Raw genomic sequence first — 21,361 nt, forward strand, 5'->3', positions numbered from 1 at the left:
GCGCAGAACCCGACCCGGGGAGCCCCGTCCACAAGGCTCCCGTGGCGACGGGAACACGATCAGCTCAGGCGGTGACCGCCGTCAACAGCACGGCAGCGTCCGTCAGCGCCACCAGGCCGTGCTTCTCCTGGGGGATGGGGTGCAGCTGGCCCTGTGTGAGGGTGACGTCGCCGGAGACCGCGGTGAGGCGGACCCGGCCGCGCAGCACCTGGAGGGTGGCCGCGGGCGGGGCGTTGTGCTCCTCCAGGTTGCTGCCCTCGGTCAGCGCGATGACGCTCTGCCGCAGCAGCGGGTCCTCCTTGACGAGCAGTTCCGCGCTGCGGCCGTGCTCCGCCTTGCGGGCGGCCGTCAGATGATCGTCGGCGAGGGCGGCGAGATCGTACGGGGCGGGTGTCGTGGAAGCCATGACGTCAGGGTTACCGCCTACGGCGCGCCTATGCGACGCGGTGGCGCCCGATCGTGGCCGCGCCCGGCCTCGCGGGCCCGGTCCGGCCCCGGCGTGGCGACGCGGTCGGCGTGGCGCGATCATCGACGTATGAGCCGTATGGACGTCACCCTCCACCTCGCCCAGGAGCCCGCCGCCGACGAACTCCTCGGCCGCAGTCCGCTCGCCGCGCTCGTCGGGATGCTGCTCGACCAGCAGGTGCCCATGGAGTGGGCGTTCGCGGGGCCGCGCACCATCGCCGACCGGCTGGGCGTCGACGATCTCGACGCGTACGAGATCGCCGCGCGGGAGCCCGAGGCCTTCGCCGCGCTGCTCTCCGAGAAGCCGGCCGTGCACCGGTACCCGGGGTCCATGGCCAAGCGGGTGCAGCAGCTGTGTCAGTACCTCGTCGACCACTACGACGGGGATGCGGCCGCCGTGTGGGAGGGCGTGGACACCGGCAAGGAGGTGCTGCGGCACCTCAACGAGCTGCCCGGCTTCGGCAAGCAGAAGGCGCAGATCTTCCTGGCCCTCCTCGGCAAGCAGCTCGGGGTGCGGCCCGCGGGGTGGCGGGAGGCGGCGGGGGCGTACGGGGAGCCGGAGGCGTTCCGTTCGGTCGCGGACATTACGGGGCCGGAGTCGTTGGCGAAGGTGCGGGCGCACAAGCAGGAGATGAAGGCGGCGGCGAAGGCGGCGAAGGCCGCGAAGTAGGCGGGGGCCGGGTGGGTGTGGTTTCGGCGGGGCCGTGGTTGGCGTCGCGGGGCTCCGCCCCGGGCCCCGCTCCTCAATCGCCGGAGGGGCTTGAGTGGTGCGCTCCTCAATCGCCGGAGGGGCTTGAGTGGTGCGCTCAGCAATCGCCGAAGGGGCTTGAGTGGTGCGCTCCTCAATCGCCGGAGGGGCTTCATAAGGGCTGCTGGTGCGTCAGCTGGGGGTGGGGGAGTAGTCCGTCAGGGGGGATCTGGGGCTGGGGGGATCAGGCCGTGGGCGGGGGTGGGCAGATGACGGGGTATGAGTGCCGCCGCGTCCGCCGTTGTGCCGGGCCGCCGTGTCCCGGCCGTGGTGCGCGCGCTCTTCCTGCTGGTCGCGCTGCTGCTCGCGCCGCCGGCCGCCGCCCCCGCCGAGGCGTCCGCGCCGCCGCCCGCCCTCTCCTCCTCCTGCGAACCGGGTGAGGGCACCCGGGAGACGCCCGAGGCGGCGCTGCGGCTTCCGACCGGCCACCCCGTCCGGCTGCTGCTCACGGCGCCGCCCCCGGGCGCCCCGCCGCGCTGGTCCCCGGTCGTCCCCACGGCGCAGCCCGCGCCGCCGTCCCACCGCGCCCTGCGCACCGTCGTCCTGCGCTGCTGAGGGGCCCCGCCCCGGCCCCGTACGCACGCACGACTCACGAAGGACGGCAACACCCCCATGCCCAAGGACCCTTACGCGCTGCTGCGCGCCCTGATGCGCGCGGAGGCCGCGCGCGGCGAACGCGCCACGACGGACCAGACGCCCCCGGCCACCGCCCCGCGCGACCGGCGGCCGCCGCGCAAGAAGGACGACCGCTGAGAACCGGTTCCCCGCGCCGTTCCACCGGGCGCGGGGAACCGCCCGTCAACGCGACGCGCGCCTCTACCCCGGAAGAGCCATCCACACGCCTTCCTTCGACCAACTCACGCTGGGCGCCACTCGTTTCAGGCCTCTGTGGGCGACTCGACTGGACCTGGTTGGCACCGGTTAAGCACGTTATTTACCGACGCCGCACTACGTCCCCATGGCTGCGCCCGGAGAGCCTCGCCCGGTAGGCTTTCCGTGTGATCTTCAAGCGCATCGGAAACGGCCGGCCGTACCCCGACCACGGCCGGGAAAGCACCCGGCAGTGGGCGGACGTCGCGCCGCGCCCGGTCCGCCTCGATCAGCTGGTGACGACCAAGGGCCAGCTCGATCTGGAGACCCTGCTCGCCGAGGACTCGACGTTCTACGGCGACCTCTTCGCGCACGTCGTGAAGTGGCAGGGCGATCTCTACCTGGAGGACGGCCTGCACCGCGCCGTGCGCGCCGCGCTCCAGCAGCGCCAGGTGCTGCACGCCCGCGTGCTCGAACTCGGCTGACGCGCCGCGCCGTCAGCGCGGGCCGTAGGCGCTCGCCGCAGGCCGCGATCGCTGACGGCGCCTCAAGTCCGTATTGGCCCTTTTGGGTTGGACTGGGCGACTGACCGTGATCATTTAATAGGCATCGTCGCCGCACAGCATTACGCTGCGTCCATGAGCATGCTCACTCCCCCCGGCATGGGCGGCAAGTACCGCATCACAGGGGACAAGTACCCCCGCATGCGGCGCGGCCGTCCGCGCCAACGGCTCGTGCTCGCGATCGTCGCCTCCGTCGTCGCGATCGGGCTGATCGGCTGGGGATCGTTCCAGTTGGTCGACGTCTTCACGGGCGGTGACAAGGCCAGCGCCGCCGGCGCGAAGTCCGGCGCGTGCGAGAAGAAGCCGAGCGCCTCACCGTCCCCGAGCAAGGCGGCGCAGAAGCTGCCGACCCCGTCCCAGATCACCGTGAACGTACTGAACGCCACGGCCCGCAGCGGCCTGGCCAAGGACACCGCGGACGAGCTGAAGAAGCGCGGCTTCAAGATCGGCGACGTGGGCAACGCCACGAAGGCGTACGACAAGAAGGTCAAGGGCCCCGGCATACTGCTCGGCGCCTCGGCGGCCACCGACGCCGCGCTGCCCGTGCTCGGCACGCAGCTGACCGGCGCCGAGCTGAAGGCCGACAAGCGCGACAAGCCGACCGAGGTCGACCTGATCATCGGTTCCGGCTTCAAGAAGCTCACCAAGAAGCCGGCCGCCGACAAGGCGCTGACCGCCCTGAGCCACCCGAAGCCCACGCCGAGCGCCTCCGCCGACTGCCGGTAGGGACTGCCGTCACGCGGTAGGGACTGAGACGCGAAAAGGCTGTGCCCGCGGCCGCCGAGTGATCGGTGGCCGCGGGCACAGCCCTTTGCGTCGTTCGCCGCTACTCGGCCGCGCCGTACATCCGGTCGCCCGCGTCGCCGAGGCCCGGGACGATGTAGCCGTTCTCGTTGAGCCGCTCGTCGACCGAGGCCGTCACGACGGTCACCGGGGTGCCGGCCAGCTCGCGCTCCATGATCTCGACGCCCTCGGGGGCGGCGAGGAGCACCACGGCCGTGACGTCGTCGGCGCCGCGCTTGATGAGCTCCTGGATCGCCGCGACGAGCGTGCCGCCCGTGGCCAGCATCGGGTCCAGGACGTACACCTGGCGCCCGGAGAGGTCGTCCGGCATGCGCGTCGCGTACGTGGAGGCCTGGAGCGTCTCCTCGTTGCGGACCATGCCGAGGAAGCCCACCTCGGCGGTCGGCAGGAGCCGCACCATGCCGTCGAGCATGCCGAGACCGGCGCGCAGGATCGGCACCACCAGCGGGCGCGGGTACGACAGCTTGACGCCGGTCGTCCGCGCGACGGGGGTGTCGAGGTCGACCTGGTCGGTGCGCACGTCCCGGGTCGCCTCGTACGCGAGCAGGGTGACCAGCTCGTCGGCGAGCCGCCGGAAGGTCGGGGAGTCGGTGCGCTTGTCGCGCAGCGTGGTGAGTTTGTGCGCCACCAGCGGGTGGTCGACGACGTGGATCCGCATGTCATCAACAGTAACCGGGCCGCGCGGCCGCCCGCTCCCCCGTGCGGTGGCATCAACCGCCGGTACCGAGGGAAGGTGGAAGGGACTCGCCGACGGGTGCCGACTGGGCGGACTGGGGTGGTGTGGCCGATGGCGGACGAGAAGCGCCGGGAACGGCCCGACCGGGGGTCCCGCGCGGGCGCGGCCGCCCGTGACCCGGGAGCGGGCGCGGCCGGGCCGGACCCCGCAGGGGACGGGACCGGGCCGGAGACGGACGCCGAGCGGCGCCGCAGGCGGGCCGTGTTCCTGCGCGAGCTGACGGAGGCGCGGGAGCTGCGGGCCCGGGTCCAGCCGCGCCGCGCCCGAGCGGCACGGATGCGCCAGCAGATGCGCATGCGCACTTTTCGCTGGTGACAATCCCCCGCGGAGGCCCGCCGCACGGGCCCCGCGGAAGACGCGCCACGAACACAGCGCGCGGAAGACCTCTCTTGAAGCCGTACTTTCTGCCACGATTCCGAGTGGGCGGGGCTTGAGCAGCACTCCCCGCCACCAAGAACCCCGCCGGGGGGATTCCCGACCGGCACACCTGAGACCAGTGGGAGAGTCACGGTGTACTTCGCCGCACTGCTCGCGCGCACCGAAGACGGGTGGGAAGCGAGCGACACAGAGCTCGACGACGTGGAGACCCTGTCGGACCTGTCCGACCTGGCCCGCGAGGCGGCGGCCGAGGCCGGCGCCGAGGACGACACGATCCTCGTCTTCATCGAACAAGAGGACGCCTGGTTCGGCGTCGTCCGTATCGACGGCGAGGAGGACCCTCGCATCTACATCTCCGACGCGGCCGCGGCCGCCCGCAGCAGTTACGGCGAGATCCTGCTCACCGACGAACTGCTCGGCAAGGCGCCGGACGGTTCGGACGCCGTCGACGACCTCGACGCCCTGAACCTGGACGGCACGGAGGACGGCGAACCGGACGGCGAGGACACGGCCGACGACGAGGAGGACCCCGGCGCCGAAGTGGTCCCGCCGGGCCCGCTCGGCGACAGCGAGGTCCTCGCCGACCTGGGCGTCTCCGAGAAGGATCTGCTGATCCTCGACGGGGCGGACGCGCTCGGCGAGATCGCCGACGCCCTGGGCGCATCGGAGGTTCTCGAAACGGTGCGCTGACCGCCGCGGCGATAGATTCCTCGCCGTGACACCCTCCGACGCCGCTTCCGTCCCCGATCCGGTCTCCGGTCCCGGTCCTGTGCCCGGCTCCGGTCCCGGTCCTGTCTCCGACTCCGGTCCCGATCCCGTGCGGGACCCGTGGGTGCCGTCCATGCGGCAGGCCCTGGCCGAGGCCGGGCTCGCCGCGGCGGGCGGTGACGTCCCCGTCGGCGCCGTCGTCCTGGCGCCGGACGGGACCACGGTGCTCGCGCGGGCGCACAACGAGCGTGAGCTGACCGGCGATCCGACCGCGCACGCCGAGGTGCTGGCGCTGCGCAGGGCGGCGCAGGCGACCGGCGAGTGGCGGCTCACCGGGTGCACGCTCGTCGTCACCCTGGAGCCGTGCACCATGTGCGCGGGCGCGCTCGTGCAGTCCCGCGTCGACCGGGTCGTCTACGGGGCGCGGGACGAGAAGGCGGGCGCGGCCGGTTCGCTGTGGGACGTGATCAGGGACCGGCGGCTCAACCACAGGCCCGAAGTGATCTCCGGAGTGCTCGCCCGCGAGTGCGCCGAACCCCTCACCCGCTTCTTCAGGGATACGGATTTCAGACCACGGCCCACCATGGGCTAGAGTTCCTCTCGGTAGCGTGTCCGAGCGGCCGAAGGAGCTCGCCTCGAAAGCGAGTGTGGGGAAACTCACCGTGGGTTCAAATCCCACCGCTACCGCCGTTCGAAGGGGCGGATCCGACAAGGATCCGCCCCTTCGCTTTGCCCCGCCGTATTTCGCGGACCGTGGCCGCGAACCCCAGCCACGTAGGCGTACACGTACACGAAGAGCCCCGGCGCCTGTCCAGAGGCGCCGGGGCTCTTGCGTCCCGCTCGGGACGGGGGGAGTGGCATCGGGGGGACAAACCACTCCCCCCGACGAGGACGGACTCCCGTAGCCCGCGCCGCTTCCGGGGGGAAGCCGCGGCGCGGACCCCGCAGTCGGGGTCACGTCCCTGCCCTTCGGATTCCTGCCAGACCCTCCGGGCTCATCACCAATCCTGCGCCTTTGCGGCGGTCGCGGACGACGGCAAAGGGCCCATAACCGGAGGCCGTTGGTCCTTAAAAGTCACATGAGTGATCGTCCGCGTTAGACTCGCGCCGGCAGACAGGCGCCGCAGGCGGCTACAGGGGCCACAGGGCTAGGGACGCGGGCACGGGGAGGCCATCGTGGTGCAGTCGAAGAAGATCGGACTCTTCGTCCTTGTGGTCTTCGTGCTGTACGTGATCATCACCGACCCGGCCAAGGCCGCGGACTACGTCCAGATAGGGTTCGAAGGCGTATCGTCCGCCGCCCAGTCCATCGGCGACTTCATGACCTGGGTCGTCAACGGCGGGCAGTAGCGGCGGGCCCGTCGTCAGCACCCAGGGAGCTCCCGTGATCCGCCATCTGGTCCTGTTCAAGCTCAACGACGGCGTGAGCCGTGACGAACCGCGGGTGGCCGCGGGCGTCGAGGCCTTCCGCGCGCTGGGCGGGAAGATCCCGGAGCTGACGTTCTGGGAGTGCGACTGGAACATCACCGACCGGCCGATCGCCTACGACTTCGCGATCAACTCGGCCGTCGAGGACACCGACGCCCTGAAGCGGTACATCGAGCACCCCGCGCACCAGGAAGGCGTCGCGATGTGGCGCGAGTTCGCCACGTGGGTGATCGCCGACTACGAGTTCTGAGCGCGTCCCGCTCGGTCACTCGATCGAGAGCGGACCCAGGAGCCCCTCACCGGAACGGTGAGGGGCTTTCATTGCGTCTTGTGCACCAATTCGTCACCTCTACACCCTCAACACGTAGTAATGCGGTGCTTGCACACAGTGCACATGTCTTGTGATGCTATGACCGCTTTTGACCGATGAGTTGACGGAAACAGAGGTGGAGTTGACCGTGCCGGCCAGTACTGCGCCTCAAGAAGCACCGCCCGCGCCCGCGAAGAGCCGGGGCGCCGACGCCCGTGCCCTGACCCAGGTCCTCTTCGCCCAGCTCAAGGACCTCCTGCCGGGCAGCCCCGAGCACGCCCGGGTGCGCGGCGCGCTGATCGAGGCGAACCTGCCGCTGGTGCGCTACGCCGCGGCCCGCTTCCGCAGCCGCAACGAGCCGATGGAGGACGTCGTCCAGGTCGGCACGATCGGTCTCATCAACGCCATCGACCGCTTCGACCCGGACCGCGGGGTGCAGTTCCCGACCTTCGCGATGCCCACCGTCGTCGGCGAGATCAAGCGGTACTTCCGGGACAACGTCCGCACGGTGCACGTACCGCGGCGGCTGCACGAGCTGTGGGTGCAGGTCAACAGCGCGACCGAGGACCTGACGACCGCCTTCGGGCGCTCCCCGACCACCTCCGAGATCGCCGAGCGGCTGCGGATCGGCGAGGACGAGGTGCTCGCCTGCATCGAGGCGGGCCGCTCGTACCACGCGACGTCCCTGGAGGCGGCGCAGGAGGGCGACGGGATGCCGGGCCTGCTCGACCGGCTCGGCTACGAGGACCCCGAGCTGGACGGCGTCGAGCACCGCGACCTCGTACGGCATCTGCTCGTACAGCTGCCCGAGCGGGAGCAGCGGATCCTGCTGCTGCGTTACTACAGCAATCTGACGCAGTCCCAGATCAGCGCGGAACTGGGCGTCTCGCAGATGCACGTGTCAAGGCTCCTCGCCCGGAGCTTCGCTCGACTTCGGTCCGCAAACAGGATCGAAGCGTAGCTCGATCGGGTAGACCGGTCCCGGGGCGCTTTCCCGGCAGAATCCGGTTCCTCTCGGGCCACACCCCCTGCTTCCTGCACCGATCCACCCCATACATGTCGACATGTCACTACAGCGTGTTGCCGACATGTGACATTCTGCTGGAACGGCGTTTGGCGCAGCCCCACGTCCGGTATTCAGGTGGAGGCTGCGCTCTTACCTGACGGGAGCGTCCGCCGCGACCGTCCGCGACCTCAAGGGGGTGGCATGTCCGCAGACCAGGGCAGCTCGAAGGTGCTCACGCTCACGCCCGGCGCGCCCGCCGCGACCGACGACCTGAGCGAGCAGACGCCTGCCGCGCTGATCGACGCTCCTGTTCCCGCCTCGGTCCCGGCCCAGCCGGCCGAGGGGCCCGAGGTGTCCGGGACGCCTCAGCCGCAGCAGACCTCGGGGTCCATCGACACCCGCACCCTGTCCCGCTCCCTGTTCCTGCGTCTTGCCACGCTCGACGAGCACAGCCCCGAGCGGGCCTACGTCCGCGACACCCTCATCGAGCTCAACCTGCCGCTGGTGCGGTACGCGGCGGCCCGCTTCCGCAGTCGCAACGAGCCGATGGAGGACATCGTCCAGGTCGGCACGATCGGGCTGATCAAGGCGATCGACCGTTTCGACTGCGAACGCGGCGTGGAGTTCCCGACGTTCGCGATGCCCACGGTCGTCGGGGAGATCAAGCGCTTCTTCCGTGACACCTCCTGGTCGGTGCGGGTGCCGCGCCGCCTCCAGGAGCTGCGGCTCGCCCTGACCAAGGCCAGCGACGAGCTCTCGCAGAAGCTGGACCGCTCGCCGACCGTCCCGGAGCTCGCCGCGGTGCTGGGCGTCTCCGAGGAGGACGTGGTCGACGGCCTCGCGGTGGGCAACGCGTACACGGCGTCGTCCCTCGACTCCCCGGCCCCCGAGGACGACGGCGGCGAGGGCTCCCTCGCGGACCGGCTCGGTTACGAGGACACGGCCCTGGAGGGCGTCGAGTACCGGGAGTCGCTGAAGCCGCTCCTCGCGAAGCTGCCGCCGCGCGAGCGCCAGATCATCATGCTGCGGTTCTTCGCGAACATGACGCAGTCGCAGATCGGCGAGGAGGTCGGCATCTCCCAGATGCACGTCTCGCGCCTGCTCACGCGGACGCTGTCGCAGCTGCGTGAGGGCCTGATCGCGGACTGAGCGCGTCGGCCGAGCGCGAGCTCATTGCCGATCGACCGCCGTCGGCCGTCGAGTGATCGGTTCAACCCGGGTCGCGGGGTTCCGATTTGACGGAGCGTCAGACACACTGGCGCGATGCTGCGGACATGGTTGCTCGGTCACAGGAAGGCCGCCGTGGGGGCCGCTTCGGTCGCCGTGGTGTGCGTGAGCGCGGGGGCCGTCGTCGCCCTGGGCGGTGACGACGGGCCCGGCTCGTACGTGGCCGTGGGCGCGGCGGGAGCGGCGCCCACCGGACCGGGCGACCGGGTCGCGCCCACCGGCAAGGTGGAACTCGTACCCCTGGACCCGCGCACGCCCCGAGGGCCGGGCGCGCCGGACGGCTCCGGGAAGGGCTCCCCCGCGGGCGGGGCGGGCGGGTCCGGCGCGGGCAAGGGATCGGGGGGCGGCCAGGACGTGGACCGTGACGTCCCGGCGGCCGGTGAGACCCCCGAAGCGAGCCGGAGCGGGTCCGGCGGCAGTACGGCGTCCGCGAACGCAAAGCCTCCGAAGAGCGCCTCCCCCGGCACCGGCGCAGGCGGCGAGGGCCCCTCCGCGCCGAGCCCCGCGGGCCCCGCGAAGCTCGCGCTCGTCGGCGACCCGGCGCTCGCCAAGGCGGACAAGCGCTGGTGTCAGGACGTGACCCTCACCCTGCACAACTCCGGTGGCAGCGCGGTGCGTTCGGGCACCGTCACGTTCGAGACGCATGTGATCGGCGCGCTGGGCATCGACTGGGCGACCGTCGACGTCACGAAGAAGCTCCCCGTGCCCATCGGGGCCGGGGAGCGGAAGCGGAAGACGTGGAACGTGTGCGTCGACGAGTGGCGGGTACCCCTCGGGATGCGACTGGAGACGAAGGACGTCGACGTCGACTGGAAGTGAACCCGCTGGAGATTCCCGCTACTTGAGTGCCAGCCAGGCCACCGCCGCGACCACGACGACCGCGAGCACGATGCCGATGATCAGGCCGGCGCCGGGGCCGGACTTCGCGGGGGCGGCCGCCTGACGGCCTCCCTGAGGCTGCTCGTCGACGAAGGCGCGGAACATCTGGGTGCTGCCCGCGGGGTCCTGGTTGCCCTGGGGGCCGGGGCCTTGGGGGTTGTTAGCCATGGGGCAGGACCCTAGCGAATTGCCGTGAACAGCGCCACAGTCCCAGCGCACACCGCTTGAGCTGCGACTTTACTGATTTGCACTCGATCTTTGCCGCGATTTTATTCGCGATCACCCCTTTTCGTTTGCCTGCGGCAACCAACCGCTTCTATGGTTGCCCTAAGCAACAAATAAAAATCTTAGGTCAGGAGGTGCCGTGGCCGCACAACGTCACTACGACGAGCTGGCGCGACAGATGAGCGCCTTCGGAGCCGTCAAGAGGGACATGGCGCGGATCCTTCCGCACGACTGCCCGACCGGTTCGGCCGCGGTTCTCACCCTGCTCAAGCGCTACGGCGACATGCGGATGAGCCGCATGGCAGAGCTGCTCGCCGTGGATGTGTCCGTGGCCAGCCGCCACGTGGCGCACGTCGCGGACCGCGACTGGATCGAGCGCCATCCCGACCCCGCAGACAAGCGTTCGCGCATCCTCAGCCTCACCGAGAAGGGCTCGAAGCAGCTGGAGGTGCTCAACGAACTGAGCACCCAACTGCTCGCCGACCGGCTGAGCGACTGGTCCGACGACGAGGTCGATCAGTTGATCGTCCTCATGACGCGGCTGCGCGACAGCTTCGGCGACTGCCGCACGACGGGGTCCCGAACGACGGTTCCGCAGGCCGCCACTGAGCCGACCACCGGGTCGACCGCTCAGGCCACCACCCGTACACCCGCGTAATACGTAAGAAAAGGAATCCCATGGCAACAACCACACCGTCCGGTGTGCGGGGCAGCCATCCCAAGCATTCAGGGGCCGCCCCCGAGGGCGGGGCTGCCATGACCCACCGCCAGGTCATGGAGGCGCTGTCCGGGCTGCTGCTCGGCATGTTCGCCGCCATCGTCTCCTCGACGATCGTCACCAACGCCCTGCCGAAGATCATCGGCGACCTGGGCGGCGGCCAGTCCGCCTACACCTGGGTCGTCACGGCCTCGCTGCTCGCCATGACCGCCACCACGCCCCTGTGGGGCAAGATGGCGGACCTGTTCAGCAAGAAGGCCCTGGTCCAGATAGCCCTGGTCGTCTACGTGGTGGGCTCGGTCGTCGCCGGCCTCGCGCAGAACCCGGGCATGCTGATCACCGCCCGTGCCATCCAGGGCATCGGCGCCGGTGGTCTGTCCGCCCTGGCGCAGATCATCATGGCCGCGATGATCTCCCCGCGTGAGCGCGGGCGTTACTCCGGCTACCTCGGCGCCACGTTCGCCGTCGCCACCGTCGGCGGTCCGCTGCTCGGCGGCGTCATCACCGACACCGACTGGCTCGGCTGGCGCTACTGCCTCTTCGTCGGTGTGCCCTTCGCGCTGATCGCCCTGGTCGTGCTCCAGAAGACGCTGAAGCTGCCGGTGCTCAAGCGGAAGGTCAAGGTCGACTGGGCCGGCGCCTTCTTCATCACCGCCGCGGTCTGCCTGCTCCTCATCTGGGTCACCTTCGCCGACGACAAGTACGACTGGCTGTCGTGGCAGACGTACACGATGGTCGGCGGCGCGATCGTGCTCGCGCTGATCTTCACGCTCGTCGAGTCCAAGGCCGCCGAGCCGATCATCCCGCTGCGCCTGTTCAAGAACCGCACCATCACGCTGGCCTCGATCGCCTCGCTGTTCGTCGGTGTCGCGATGTTCGCGGGCACCGTGTACTTCTCGCAGTACTTCCAGCTGGCGCGCGGTGAGACGCCCACGATGTCGGGTGTCATGACGATCCCGATGATCGGTGGCCTGTTCATCTCCTCCACCGTCTCCGGCCAGATCATCACCCGGACCGGCAAGTGGAAGGCCTGGCTCGTCGCCGGCGGTCTGTTCCTGACCGCGGGTCTGGGGCTGCTCGGCACCATCGAGTACGACACCCCGTACTGGCGCGTCGCGATCTGGATGGCGCTGCTCGGTCTCGGCGTCGGCATGATGATGCAGAACCTCGTGCTGAGCACGCAGAACCAGGTCGCCCCCCAGGACCTCGGTTCCGCCTCCTCGATGGTGACCTTCTTCCGGTCCCTCGGCGGCACGATCGGCGTCTCGGCGCTCGGCTCCGTGATGACCACGCGCATCAGCCACCACGCCACCGACACCATCGGCCAGCTCAGCCCGCAGGAGCGGCAGGCCGCAGGCAAGGCGATGGCCGGAAGCTCGCTCCCGGACATGTCCATGCTGCCCGGCCCGATCCGCAACTGGCTGGAGGCCGCGTACGGGGCCGGCATCGCCGACATCTTCCTGTACGCCGCGCCGATCGCCTTCCTGGCCTTCCTCTTCACCCTCTTCATCAAGGAGGTTCCCCTGCGTACGACCGGAGCCCTCGAACAGGCCGCCCAGGGCGACGCGGCGCCCGCCGTCGCCGCCGCCCAGGCCGCCGACCCGGCGCCCATGCCGGAGCAGGTCCCGAGCCTGGTCGGTGCGGGTCAGCCCGCGGCCGACACGCAGACCCAGCGGCTCGCGGCCGTCGCCGCGACCGCCGGTGACGTGCCCGTCGGCGGCGGCGTCCCGGTCCGCGGCTTCGTCCGCGGCGCCGAGTCCGCCCCGGTGGCGCGTGCCGCGGTCACCCTGATCTCCCTCGGTGGCCGCCAGCTCGGCCGCGCCGTGGCCCAGGGCGACGGCTCGTACGGCATCGACGCTCCCGGAGCCGGCTCCTACGTCCTGATCGCCTCGGCCGACGGTTACCAGCCGCAGGCCTCCACCGTGCTGGTGGGCGAGGAAGCGGTCACGTACGACATCCTGCTCAGCGGCACCAGTGGCCTCAGCGGTGTGGTGCGGGCCAGCGAGACCAAGGCGCCGGTCGTCGGGGCGATGGTCATCGTGACCGACGTCCGCGGGGACGTGCTCGCCACCGGACTGTCCGGTCAGGGCGGCGAGTTCACCTTCGCCGAGCTGGTCCCCGGCCCGGTCACCGTCGCCGTGAACGCGCCGGGCCACCGCCCGACCGCGCTGCCGGTCGAGGTGGGCGGCACGGGTGTCACCCGCGTCGAGATCGACCTGAACTCCGGCTCCCAGGTCCAGGGCACCGTCCGGGCCGCGGGCCGCGCGCTCAACGACGCGCGGGTCACGCTGGTGGACGCCGCGGGCAACGTCGTCGCGACCGCCACCACCGGCGAGGACGGCGCGTACGCCTTCACCGACCTGGACGGCGGCGAGTACACGGTCATCGCGACCGGTTACCCGCCGGTGGCCACCGGTCTCAGCGTGAACGGCAGTGGCATCGACGGCCACGACATCGAACTCGCCCACCCCGGCGAGTAACAAGCCCCGGGCCACCTGAAGGTGTGGTTCGCGCTTTGAGCGGACGCGGACCGCACAGGCCCGGTTGTGAGAATGGGCCCCGGACCCGGTGGCGTCGCAGAACGGCAGGGGACGGCCGTGACGCACGCCGACCGGGGCCCGTCCACGCAAGGGGAGCGATGACCGGCCCCCTTGCGTACGTGAGAACTTGAGCTAGGAGATCAGAAGCATGGGACTGAGCGCGCGGATCCGCACGCGGGACGGGTGGGCCCTGCCGCACGCCGTCGTCACGGTGACCGACATGACCGGCTCGCAGGTGCTGCGGGCCGAGGCCGATGACGAGGGCGCCGTGCACGACCCGGCCCAGCTCGCCCCCGGTCCCTACACCGTCATCGTGACCGCCGTCGGTTACGCCCCCGCCGCCTCCACCGCGATGGTGACCGCGAGCGGCCGGGCCGACGTGGGCAGCATCGTGCTGCACCGGCAGGGCGGCGCCGAACTGCCGCCGCCCGGACCCTGGATGGTCGACCCGGCGCACTCCTCGGTCGCCGCGACGGCGCAGCACCTCGGGATCACGTCCGTGCACGGCCGGTTCACCGACTTCACGGCCCGCATCGACATAGCGCAGGACGTCGAGAAGTCGCGGGTCGAGGCCGTCATCCGGGCCGCCTCCATCGACACCGGCAACGGGATGCGCGACGGCCACCTGAAGTCCCCGGACTTCCTGGACGTCGAGACGTTCCCGGAGATCACGTACCGGTCGACCGGCATCGAGCCCGCGGGCACCGACCGCTGGACCGTGCACGGCCAGCTGAGCCTGCACGGTGTGGCGCGCGAGGTCGACCTCGACCTCAGCTACCTCGGCACCGGCGCCGACCCGTGGGGCGGCACGCGCGCGGCGTTCAAGGCGACCGCCGAGCTGAAGCGCGAGGACTTCGCCATGAACTACAACCAGGTCGTGCAGGCCGGCATCGCCGCGATCGGCGCGACGCTGAAGGTCGAGCTCGACATCCAGGCCGTACAGGGCGACGCGCTGCCGCAGATGTGACACCGGCGGGTGTCGGTGGCCGGAGTTAGGCTGCGCAGCATGGCTCCGAACATCGCGACCAACACCCGTGTCTCACTCGACGAGTTGCTCGACTTCGTACGACCCCGGCACCGCGCCCTCCTCATCACCGCCCGCGCCGACGGCTCCCCGCAGGCCTCACCTCTGACCTGCGGGGTCGACGGCGACGGGCGGATCGTCGTATCCACGTACCCGGAGCGGGCGAAGACGCGGAACGCGAAGCGGGACGCGCGGGTGAGTGTCGTCGTGCTCAGTGACGAGTGGAACGGGCCGTGGGTGCAGGTCGACGGGGTGGCGGAGGTCATCGACGCGCCGGACTCCGTGGAGCCGCTCGTCGAGTACTTCCGGTGCATTTCGGGGGAGCACCCGGACTGGGACGAGTATCGGGCGGCGATGCGGAAGCAGGGGAAGTCGATCATTCGGATCACGCCGGAGAGGTGGGGGCCCGTGGCCACGGGTGGGTTCCCGGCGCGACTGGCGTAGCCGGTACCGGCGTTACGGCCTCGGGGCTCCGCCCCGGACCCCGCGCCTCAAACGCCGGCGAGGCTGGAACGATCAAGCCCCTGCGGCGATTGAGCAGCGGGGTCCGGGGCGGAGCCCCGTGGCGTCAAGGCCGTTGGGCGACCAGGGTTTCGATGCCCGCGATCTGGAGGTCCAGGGCGACCTGGAAGTCCATGTCGCGCATCGCGTCCACGTCCCCGCCCTCCTCCACCGCCTCCATCATCCGCTCGGCGTGCCGGAAGTCCCCCGCCATCTCCTCCGGCACGGAGAACGCCGCCATCGCCTTGTGGAAGTACTCGTCCTGCGTGAGCCCCACCTCGGCGCACCGCTGCCGGAAGTGGCCCTCGATGGTGCCGTAGCCGTAGACGAACTGGAAGACGGAGGAGACCGCGCCGCGCTGCTGGGCCAGCGTGAGGCCGGTGCGGGCGATGACCCGCTGCACCGCGCGCGAGAACAGCAGGGACTTCGGTCCGACGTTGAGGAAGTTGCCGACCAGCGGCGAGATCCACGGGTGACGCACCAGCAACTGCCGGTAGACCGCCGCGAGTTCCCGCAGCTGCGTCTGCCAGGACGGCAGGTCGTCGGCGTCCGTGTCCGGGATCTCCAGCTCGCCGAACGCCTGGTCCAGGGCGAGTTCGAGGAGGTCGTCCTTGGTGTCGACGTACCAGTAGACGGACATCGCGGTGACGCCCAGCTCCCCCGCGAGGCGCCGCATCGAGAACTTGGCGAGGCCCTCCGCGTCGAGGAGCTTCACCGTGGCCGCGGTGATCCGCTCCCGGTCGAGTCCACTGGGCTGCTCGGTCCGGCGCCCGCGCGACGCTCTGGCCCTGGGCTCCGCGGCGCCGTCCGTGTCGTCGAGCCAGACGCTCATCCGCGCTGCCTTCGCCATGGCGTTCCTTCCCAGGAGTTCCTCGTACGCGGGCGGGCCGGCCCTGCGTACAGAACCGCTCCCCGCCCGCACCGATGCTAAGCGGAAGTCACCGCCGCGGATTCTGTCCGCTCGGCCCTGCGCAGCAGCGCCGCCGCGAGCAGGCCGCCCGCGAGCACGGCGACCGCGCCGACGAGTTGACTGTTCTCCAGACCGGAGGAGAACGCTTCGCCGATCCGGGCCCGCTCCGCCGCGGAGTCCGCCGCCGCCAGCGCCGCCGGGAACGAGGCCGCGGAGACCGACACGAGCGCCGTGAACCGGGCGTTCAGGACCGCGCCGAGGACGGCGACGCCCAGCCCGTTGCCGAACTCGGCGAGCGTGCCGTTGACCCCGGCGCCGACGCCCGCCTTCTCCGGCGGGATCGCGCTCATGATGGCGTTGGCCATCGCCGGCATCGCGAGCGCCATGCCCACGCCCATGACGACCAGGCCGAGCAGCATGCCCCCGTATCCGTCCCCGCCGAGCACGGCGATGGCCGCGAGCCCCGCCGCCATGCACGTCATGCCGACGGCGATGGTCAGGGGCGTGCCCATCCTGGGCAGCAGCCGGGCGCCGACGCCGGTGAGGTTGAGCGCGACGACCGTGAGCGCCATCGGCGCCGTGCGCAGCCCGGCCTCCAACGGGCCGTAGCCGAGCAGGAATTGGAGGTGCTGGGTGAGGAGGAAGAGGGAACCGCCCATGCCGAACGCGACGAGGATCGTGCCGGTCACCGCGCCCGTGAACCTCCGGTTGCGGAAGAAGTGCATGTCGAGCATCGGATACGGGATCCGCAGCTCCCACGCGACGAACGCGGCCAGCACGAGCACGCCGATCGCCGCCGAGGTGAGCGTGGACGCGGCCGTCCAGCCGTCGTCGGGGCCGGTGATGATCGCGTAGACGACGCCGGTCATGCCGATGGTGGAGAGCAGCGCCCCGAGCAGGTCCGGGCGGTCGCCGTAGGGGTTCTTCGACTCGGGGACCAGCGCGATCACCGCGACGAGGCCGACGAGCACGACCGGGATGTTGATGAGGAAGATCGAGCCCCACCAGAAGTGGTCGAGCAGCACCCCGCCGACCAGCGGTCCCGCGGCGAAGCCGAGCGTGCTGACCGTGGACCACAGGGCGATCGCCCTGACGCGTTCGGCCTCGCTGAAGACCTGGACCACCACCGCGAGCGTCGACGTCATCATGAGCGCGCCGCCGACGCCCATGCCCGCGCGGGCCGCGATCAGCTGCCCGGTGGAGCCCGCGAACGCCGCGGTCAGCGAGCCGACGCCGAAGATCGCGAGGCCCGCCGCCAGCATCTTCTTGCGGCCGTACCGGTCCGAGGCGCTGCCCGCGGTGAGCAGCAGGCCGGACTGGACGAGCGAGTACGCGCTGATCATCCACTGGATGTCGGACGTCGAGGCGTCCAGCTCCCGGGTGAGGGAGGGGATCGCCACGTTCAGCACGGTGTTGTCGAGCAGCACGGTCAGCTGGGCGACGCAGATGACGCCGAGGATGAGCCAGCGCTGGGGGTGCCCGGCGGTGCCCCGGGGTGCCTGGGTGGCCGGGTCGGCCGTGGATGCCATGGACACTCCTCTACGGTGTATGGGGTGACGCTTCCCATACACCGTAGAGGACTGGCTGTACGCCGTACAAGCGCTTTTTACTTGGGCTGGGTCAGGTCGTAGAACGTGGTGCCGCCGACCGTCACCTTCGTGAAGTTGGCCTCGACCCACTTCGTGATCTTCGACGCGGTGCCGGAGCTGGAGCCGCCCATGCCGCCGCCGCTGGAGCCACTGCCGACGAAGTAGTGGATCTTGCCGTCCTCGACGTACTGCTTGAACTGGGCGAGCGTCGGGGACGGGTCGGTGCCGTTGAAGCCGCCGATCGCCATCACCGGGTCGCCGGTGGCCAGTTGGTAGCTCGACTGGTTCTGCGAGCCGACCGTGGCCGCGGCCCAGGTGTAGTCCTCGGCGTTCTTCTGGAGCAGCTTCTTGGCCTTGCTGCTGACCTGGGCGCCGTTGAGGAGGCCGCCCATGCCGCCGCCACCGCCGCCGCCGGCCTTGGCGCTGTTCTTGCCGCCGGTCTTGCCACCGGTCTTGCTGCCCTGCTGGCCCGGCATGCCGCCGCCGGGGAAGCCGCCCTGCTGGTTGCTCTTGCTGTTGCCGTTGCTGTTGCCGTTGCCCGGGGCGTTGCCGCCGGTCGGGGGCTGGCCCATTTGGCCGCCCTGGCCGCCCTGGCCGGTCTTGCCACCTTGCTGGCCCGGCATGCCGCCTCCGGGGCCGCCGCCCTTGCCGCCACCCGGCATGCCGCCGCCCATCATGCTGGAGCCCGACGGGCCCGCCGTCACGATCGACCCGGTGTGCCCGGTGTTCAGCGTCGAGACGGTGTACGCCGTGGGCGCCGCCAGCGAGGCGACGAGGCCCAGCCCGGCCGCGGCGACGGCCAGTCGACGGTTCAGGCGGCCCGCCACGGCGAGGCCGACGCCCGCCACGAGACCGCCGATGAGCACGGCCCACCGCAGCCACGGCAGGTAGTCCGGCGTCCGGTTCAGCAGGACGTAGCCCCACACCGCGGTGACGGCGACGGCCGCGCCCAGCGTCACCGACCAGGCCACCCGTGCCCGGCGCTCCCACAGCGCCACCGCGCCCATGCCGATGACGGCGGCGAGGTAGGGGGCCAGGGCCACCGTGTAGTACTGGTGGAAGATGCCGGCCATGAAGCTGAAGACCAGGCCGGTCATCAGCAGGCAGCTGCCCCACGCGAGGAACGCGGCGCGCGTCAGGTCGGTCCGCTTGGCCTTCCACGTCAGGACGACGCCCGCGGCGAAGAGGATCAGCGCGGCGGGGATCAGCCACGAGATCTGGCTGCCGATCTCGGAGTTGAACATCCGGGTGAGGCCGGTCTCGCCCCACTGCCCGGTGCCGCCGCCCGTGCCGCCGCCACCGCCGCCGACGGAACCGGTCTCGTCGCCGTTGATGCGGCCGAGGCCGTTGTAGCCGAAGGTCAGTTCAAGGAACGAGTTGTTCTGGGAGCCGCCGATATAGGGCCGCGAGGACGCGGGCCACAGCTCGACGATCGCCACCCACCAGCCGCCCGCGACGACCATCGCCACGGCGGACAGGGCGAGTTGGCCGAACCGCTTGCGCACCCGTACCGGCGCGAACACCGCGTAGAGGACCGCCAGCGGCGGCAGGATCAGGAACGCCTGGAGCGTCTTGGCGAGGAAGGCGAGGCCGACGGCGACGCCCGCCCAGATCAGCCACTTGGTGCGGCCGTTCTCCATGGCGCGCAGCACGCAGTAGACCGTGACGGTCATCAGGAGCGCGAGCAGCGCGTCCGGGTTGTTGAAGCGGAACATCAGCGCGGCGACCGGGGTCGTCGCGAGGACCACCATGGTGAGCAGGCCCGCGGCGGCGCTGAAGCGGCGGCGGACCGCCCCGTACAGCACACCGGCGGTGGCCACGGCCATGAGGACCTGCGGGGCGAGGATCGCCCACGAGTTGAGGCCGAAGAGCCGGACCGACAGGCCCATCGGCCACAGCGCGGCCGGCGGCTTGTCGACGGTGATCGCGTTCGCCGCGTCGGACGAGCCGAAGAAGAACGCCTTCCAGCTCTCGCTGCCCGCCTGCGCGGCCGCCGAGTAGAAGGAGTTGGCGTACCCGGAGGAGGACAGGTTCCAGAAGTAGGCGGCCGCGATCACGAGGAGCATGCCGAGGAAGGCCGGGCGCGCCCAGCGCGGATCCTCGGGCCTGCCGCGCCACACACGCGTGCGCAAGGAGGCCTTCGGCCGGCCGTGCCCCGCGCCCGGGGGCGGGGACTCGGCCGGCGCCGCGTCCGCGGCGTCGTACGAGGGTCGGAGTTCTGTGGTCATCGCTGGATCCTGGTGTCGGGGTCGGGGTCGTCGTGGTGGTGATGCGCGCCGACGGGCTGCATCCGCACGGTCCCGTCGTCCCAGGCACCCGGCACCTGGGACGTGTGTACGGGGGTCGGGGCGGCGTCCCGGACCGGGGTGCCGCGCTCGCCGCGGTCGTTGAAGACCCACGCCCGGAAGAGCAGGAAGCGCAGGATGGTCGCCGCGAGGTTCGCCGCGATCAGGACGACGAGTTCGGTGGAGTGCGAGGGGTTGCCGGACGCCGTGCCGAGGGCGGCGAGCGAGCCGCTGGTCAGGGCCCAGCCAATGCCGAAGACGACGATGCCCTGGGCCTGGTGGCGCACGGCCTTGTCCCGGCCTCGCACCCCGAAGGTGAGGCGCCGGTTGGCCGCCGTGTTGGCGATCGCCGAGACGAACAGGGCGAGCGCGTTGGCGAGCTGCGCCCCCGAGAACGTACGGAACCCGGAGTACAGCAGCAGGTAGAGGAGGGTCGACAGACCGCCGACGACGCAGAAGCCGAGCAGCTGGCGGGCCAGGCCCTTGGGTACGTCGGTGAGGTTGCGGTCGCGCGGGTCGTCGCCGAAGGGGCGGGCGAGGCGGTCGAGGGGGAGCGAGCCGGTGGCGAGCGCCTTGCCGACGCGCCACACGCCCTTGAGGTCGTCGGTGGCCGTCTTGACGATGTGGACGGTCGAGTTCGGGTCGTCGACCCAGTCGACGGGCACCTCGTGGATGCGCAGCCCGGCCCGTTCGGCGAGCACCAGCATCTCCGTGTCGAAGAACCAGCCGGTGTCCTCGACCAGCGGCAGCAGCACCTGCGCGACATCGCGCCGGATCGCCTTGAACCCGCACTGGGCGTCGGAGAAGCGGGCCTGGAGGGAACCGCGCAGGATGAGGTTGTAGGTGCGGGAGATGAACTCGCGCTTCGTGCCGCGCACGACCCGGCTCGCGCGGGCGAGCCGGGAGCCGATCGCGAGGTCGGAGTGACCGGAGATCAGCGGCGCCACCAGCGGGAGCAGCGCGTTCAGGTCGGTGGACAGGTCCACGTCCATGTACGCGAGGACCGGCGCGTCGGACGCCGACCACACGGTGCGCAGGGCGCGGCCGCGGCCCTTCTGTTCGAGCCGGAAGTTCCGCACCTCGCGGAACTCGCGGGTCAGGCCGTGCGCCACCTGCGGGGTGCTGTCGGTGGACGCGTTGTCCGCGACGGTGATGCGGAAGGGGTAGGGGAAGGTGCGGACCAGATGGCGGTGCAGATTGCGCACGCACTCACCGAGGTCCTTCTCCTCGTTGTAGACGGGGATGACAACGTCCAGGACCGGCACATCGCCGCTGCCGGCAGGGAGGTGCTCCCGCGCCGGCAGCGCCCCGAACCTCGCAGAGACGGTGGGGTCGATGCCCGGAGAAGAGTCGGTTCGCATACCACCGACATTCGCCAACTGCCCTGTTAGGGCTGTGTGGTGAAGCTTTGCCCTGCCTGTGAGTACCAGCCGACCACGTCACGCCTGGCCGCCACTCGATCAAGCCTCGCCGGCGATTGAGGCGCGGCGGCAAACCCACGCCCCGC

Annotated in this window: 24 protein-coding genes and 1 tRNA gene; 18 read left to right on the plus strand and 7 right to left on the minus strand. The window is 71.0% G+C overall.

All coding sequences use genetic code 11. The features are described from left to right. Positions 1-64 precede the first annotated feature (64 nt). Positions 65-406: a cupin domain-containing protein gene (locus tag ACYBSK_RS36610; protein WP_457481501.1), complete on the minus strand. Its 342-nt coding sequence runs from the start codon at positions 404-406 to the stop codon at positions 65-67. A gap of 138 nt (positions 407-544) precedes the next feature. Between ACYBSK_RS36610 and ACYBSK_RS36615 the strand changes: the two genes are divergently transcribed. The 5 genes from ACYBSK_RS36615 (at position 545) to ACYBSK_RS36635 (ending at position 3,312) form a co-directional block, all read left to right on the plus strand. Then, positions 545-1,135 carry an HhH-GPD-type base excision DNA repair protein gene (locus ACYBSK_RS36615; RefSeq protein ID WP_460247170.1) on the plus strand — a complete coding sequence of 197 codons (591 nt, stop codon included), beginning with the start codon at positions 545-547 and terminating at the stop codon, positions 1,133-1,135. A gap of 297 nt (positions 1,136-1,432) precedes the next feature. Next, positions 1,433-1,768 carry a hypothetical protein gene (locus ACYBSK_RS36620; protein ID WP_460244668.1) on the plus strand — a complete coding sequence of 112 codons (336 nt, stop codon included), beginning with the start codon at positions 1,433-1,435 and terminating at the stop codon, positions 1,766-1,768. A 57-nt stretch (positions 1,769-1,825) separates the two neighbouring features. Beyond that, on the plus strand, positions 1,826-1,966 hold the full coding sequence (locus ACYBSK_RS36625; RefSeq protein ID WP_457481503.1) for a hypothetical protein: 141 nt from the start codon (positions 1,826-1,828) through the stop codon (positions 1,964-1,966). A gap of 245 nt (positions 1,967-2,211) precedes the next feature. Further along, a complete protein-coding gene (locus ACYBSK_RS36630) occupies positions 2,212-2,508 on the plus strand; it encodes a type II toxin-antitoxin system VapB family antitoxin (protein ID WP_003955420.1) in 297 nt (98 codons plus the stop codon). Between the two features lie 153 nt (positions 2,509-2,661). Next, positions 2,662-3,312 carry a LytR C-terminal domain-containing protein gene (locus ACYBSK_RS36635; RefSeq protein ID WP_457481504.1) on the plus strand — a complete coding sequence of 217 codons (651 nt, stop codon included), beginning with the start codon at positions 2,662-2,664 and terminating at the stop codon, positions 3,310-3,312. 100 nt (positions 3,313-3,412) lie between these two features. Here ACYBSK_RS36635 and upp read toward each other — a convergent pair whose 3' ends face one another. Further along, a complete protein-coding gene (gene upp / locus ACYBSK_RS36640) occupies positions 3,413-4,048 on the minus strand; it encodes a uracil phosphoribosyltransferase (protein ID WP_457481505.1) in 636 nt (211 codons plus the stop codon). Between the two features lie 129 nt (positions 4,049-4,177). On the opposite strand from upp, the gene ACYBSK_RS36645 reads away from it, so the two are divergent. The 9 genes from ACYBSK_RS36645 to ACYBSK_RS36685 all read left to right on the plus strand — a co-directional run bounded on the left by ACYBSK_RS36645 (position 4,178) and on the right by ACYBSK_RS36685 (position 10,002). Beyond that, entirely contained in the window at positions 4,178-4,441 is a 264-nt protein-coding gene (locus tag ACYBSK_RS36645; RefSeq protein WP_460244669.1) for a hypothetical protein, read from the plus strand. A 195-nt stretch (positions 4,442-4,636) separates the two neighbouring features. Continuing rightward, positions 4,637-5,194: a tRNA adenosine deaminase-associated protein gene (locus tag ACYBSK_RS36650; RefSeq protein ID WP_457481507.1), complete on the plus strand. Its 558-nt coding sequence runs from the start codon at positions 4,637-4,639 to the stop codon at positions 5,192-5,194. Between the two features lie 151 nt (positions 5,195-5,345). Next, positions 5,346-5,804 carry a tRNA adenosine(34) deaminase TadA gene (gene tadA, locus ACYBSK_RS36655; protein WP_457481975.1) on the plus strand — a complete coding sequence of 153 codons (459 nt, stop codon included), beginning with the start codon at positions 5,346-5,348 and terminating at the stop codon, positions 5,802-5,804. Between the two features lie 10 nt (positions 5,805-5,814). Then, positions 5,815-5,899 (plus strand) — tRNA-Ser (locus ACYBSK_RS36660). 489 nt (positions 5,900-6,388) lie between these two features. Continuing rightward, entirely contained in the window at positions 6,389-6,562 is a 174-nt protein-coding gene (locus tag ACYBSK_RS36665) for a hypothetical protein (protein WP_457481508.1), read from the plus strand. Between the two features lie 34 nt (positions 6,563-6,596). Further along, positions 6,597-6,890 (plus strand): Dabb family protein, encoded by a 294-nt coding sequence (locus ACYBSK_RS36670; protein WP_457481509.1) that lies wholly within the window; start codon positions 6,597-6,599, stop codon positions 6,888-6,890. A 196-nt stretch (positions 6,891-7,086) separates the two neighbouring features. Next, complete coding sequence (locus ACYBSK_RS36675; RefSeq protein WP_460244670.1) at positions 7,087-7,911, plus strand: RNA polymerase sigma factor SigF; 825 nt, start codon at positions 7,087-7,089, stop codon at positions 7,909-7,911. A 246-nt stretch (positions 7,912-8,157) separates the two neighbouring features. Next, positions 8,158-9,105 (plus strand): RNA polymerase sigma factor SigF, encoded by a 948-nt coding sequence (locus ACYBSK_RS36680; RefSeq protein WP_457481511.1) that lies wholly within the window; start codon positions 8,158-8,160, stop codon positions 9,103-9,105. 153 nt (positions 9,106-9,258) lie between these two features. Beyond that, positions 9,259-10,002: a hypothetical protein gene (locus tag ACYBSK_RS36685; protein ID WP_460244671.1), complete on the plus strand. Its 744-nt coding sequence runs from the start codon at positions 9,259-9,261 to the stop codon at positions 10,000-10,002. 18 nt (positions 10,003-10,020) lie between these two features. Here the strand turns inward: ACYBSK_RS36685 and ACYBSK_RS36690 are convergent, their stop codons facing one another. Next, positions 10,021-10,230 carry a hypothetical protein gene (locus ACYBSK_RS36690; protein WP_457481513.1) on the minus strand — a complete coding sequence of 70 codons (210 nt, stop codon included), beginning with the start codon at positions 10,228-10,230 and terminating at the stop codon, positions 10,021-10,023. Between the two features lie 196 nt (positions 10,231-10,426). Here ACYBSK_RS36690 and ACYBSK_RS36695 point away from each other — a divergent pair, with 196 nt between their 5' ends. The 4 genes from ACYBSK_RS36695 (at position 10,427) to ACYBSK_RS36710 (ending at position 15,013) form a co-directional block, all read left to right on the plus strand. Beyond that, entirely contained in the window at positions 10,427-10,945 is a 519-nt protein-coding gene (locus tag ACYBSK_RS36695; protein ID WP_457481514.1) for a MarR family winged helix-turn-helix transcriptional regulator, read from the plus strand. Between the two features lie 98 nt (positions 10,946-11,043). Beyond that, positions 11,044-13,485 (plus strand): MFS transporter, encoded by a 2,442-nt coding sequence (locus ACYBSK_RS36700; RefSeq protein ID WP_460244672.1) that lies wholly within the window; start codon positions 11,044-11,046, stop codon positions 13,483-13,485. Between the two features lie 208 nt (positions 13,486-13,693). Then, on the plus strand, positions 13,694-14,512 hold the full coding sequence (locus ACYBSK_RS36705; RefSeq protein WP_457481516.1) for a YceI family protein: 819 nt from the start codon (positions 13,694-13,696) through the stop codon (positions 14,510-14,512). A 39-nt stretch (positions 14,513-14,551) separates the two neighbouring features. Then, positions 14,552-15,013 carry a PPOX class F420-dependent oxidoreductase gene (locus ACYBSK_RS36710; RefSeq protein WP_460244673.1) on the plus strand — a complete coding sequence of 154 codons (462 nt, stop codon included), beginning with the start codon at positions 14,552-14,554 and terminating at the stop codon, positions 15,011-15,013. A 124-nt stretch (positions 15,014-15,137) separates the two neighbouring features. Here ACYBSK_RS36710 and ACYBSK_RS36715 read toward each other — a convergent pair whose 3' ends face one another. From ACYBSK_RS36715 to ACYBSK_RS36730, 4 genes are all read right to left on the minus strand, one after another. Further along, positions 15,138-15,920 (minus strand): TetR/AcrR family transcriptional regulator, encoded by a 783-nt coding sequence (locus ACYBSK_RS36715; protein ID WP_460244674.1) that lies wholly within the window; start codon positions 15,918-15,920, stop codon positions 15,138-15,140. Between the two features lie 77 nt (positions 15,921-15,997). Then, entirely contained in the window at positions 15,998-17,509 is a 1,512-nt protein-coding gene (locus tag ACYBSK_RS36720; protein WP_460244675.1) for an MFS transporter, read from the minus strand. Between the two features lie 77 nt (positions 17,510-17,586). Continuing rightward, a complete protein-coding gene (locus ACYBSK_RS36725) occupies positions 17,587-19,797 on the minus strand; it encodes an ArnT family glycosyltransferase (RefSeq protein WP_460244676.1) in 2,211 nt (736 codons plus the stop codon). Next, complete coding sequence (locus tag ACYBSK_RS36730; protein WP_457481521.1) at positions 19,794-21,215, minus strand: bifunctional glycosyltransferase family 2/GtrA family protein; 1,422 nt, start codon at positions 21,213-21,215, stop codon at positions 19,794-19,796. Before ACYBSK_RS36730 ends, ACYBSK_RS36725 begins: the two co-directional genes overlap by 4 nt. Between the last annotated feature and the right edge of the window lie 146 nt (positions 21,216-21,361).

The organism is Streptomyces sp. BYX5S, from assembly GCF_054724165.1.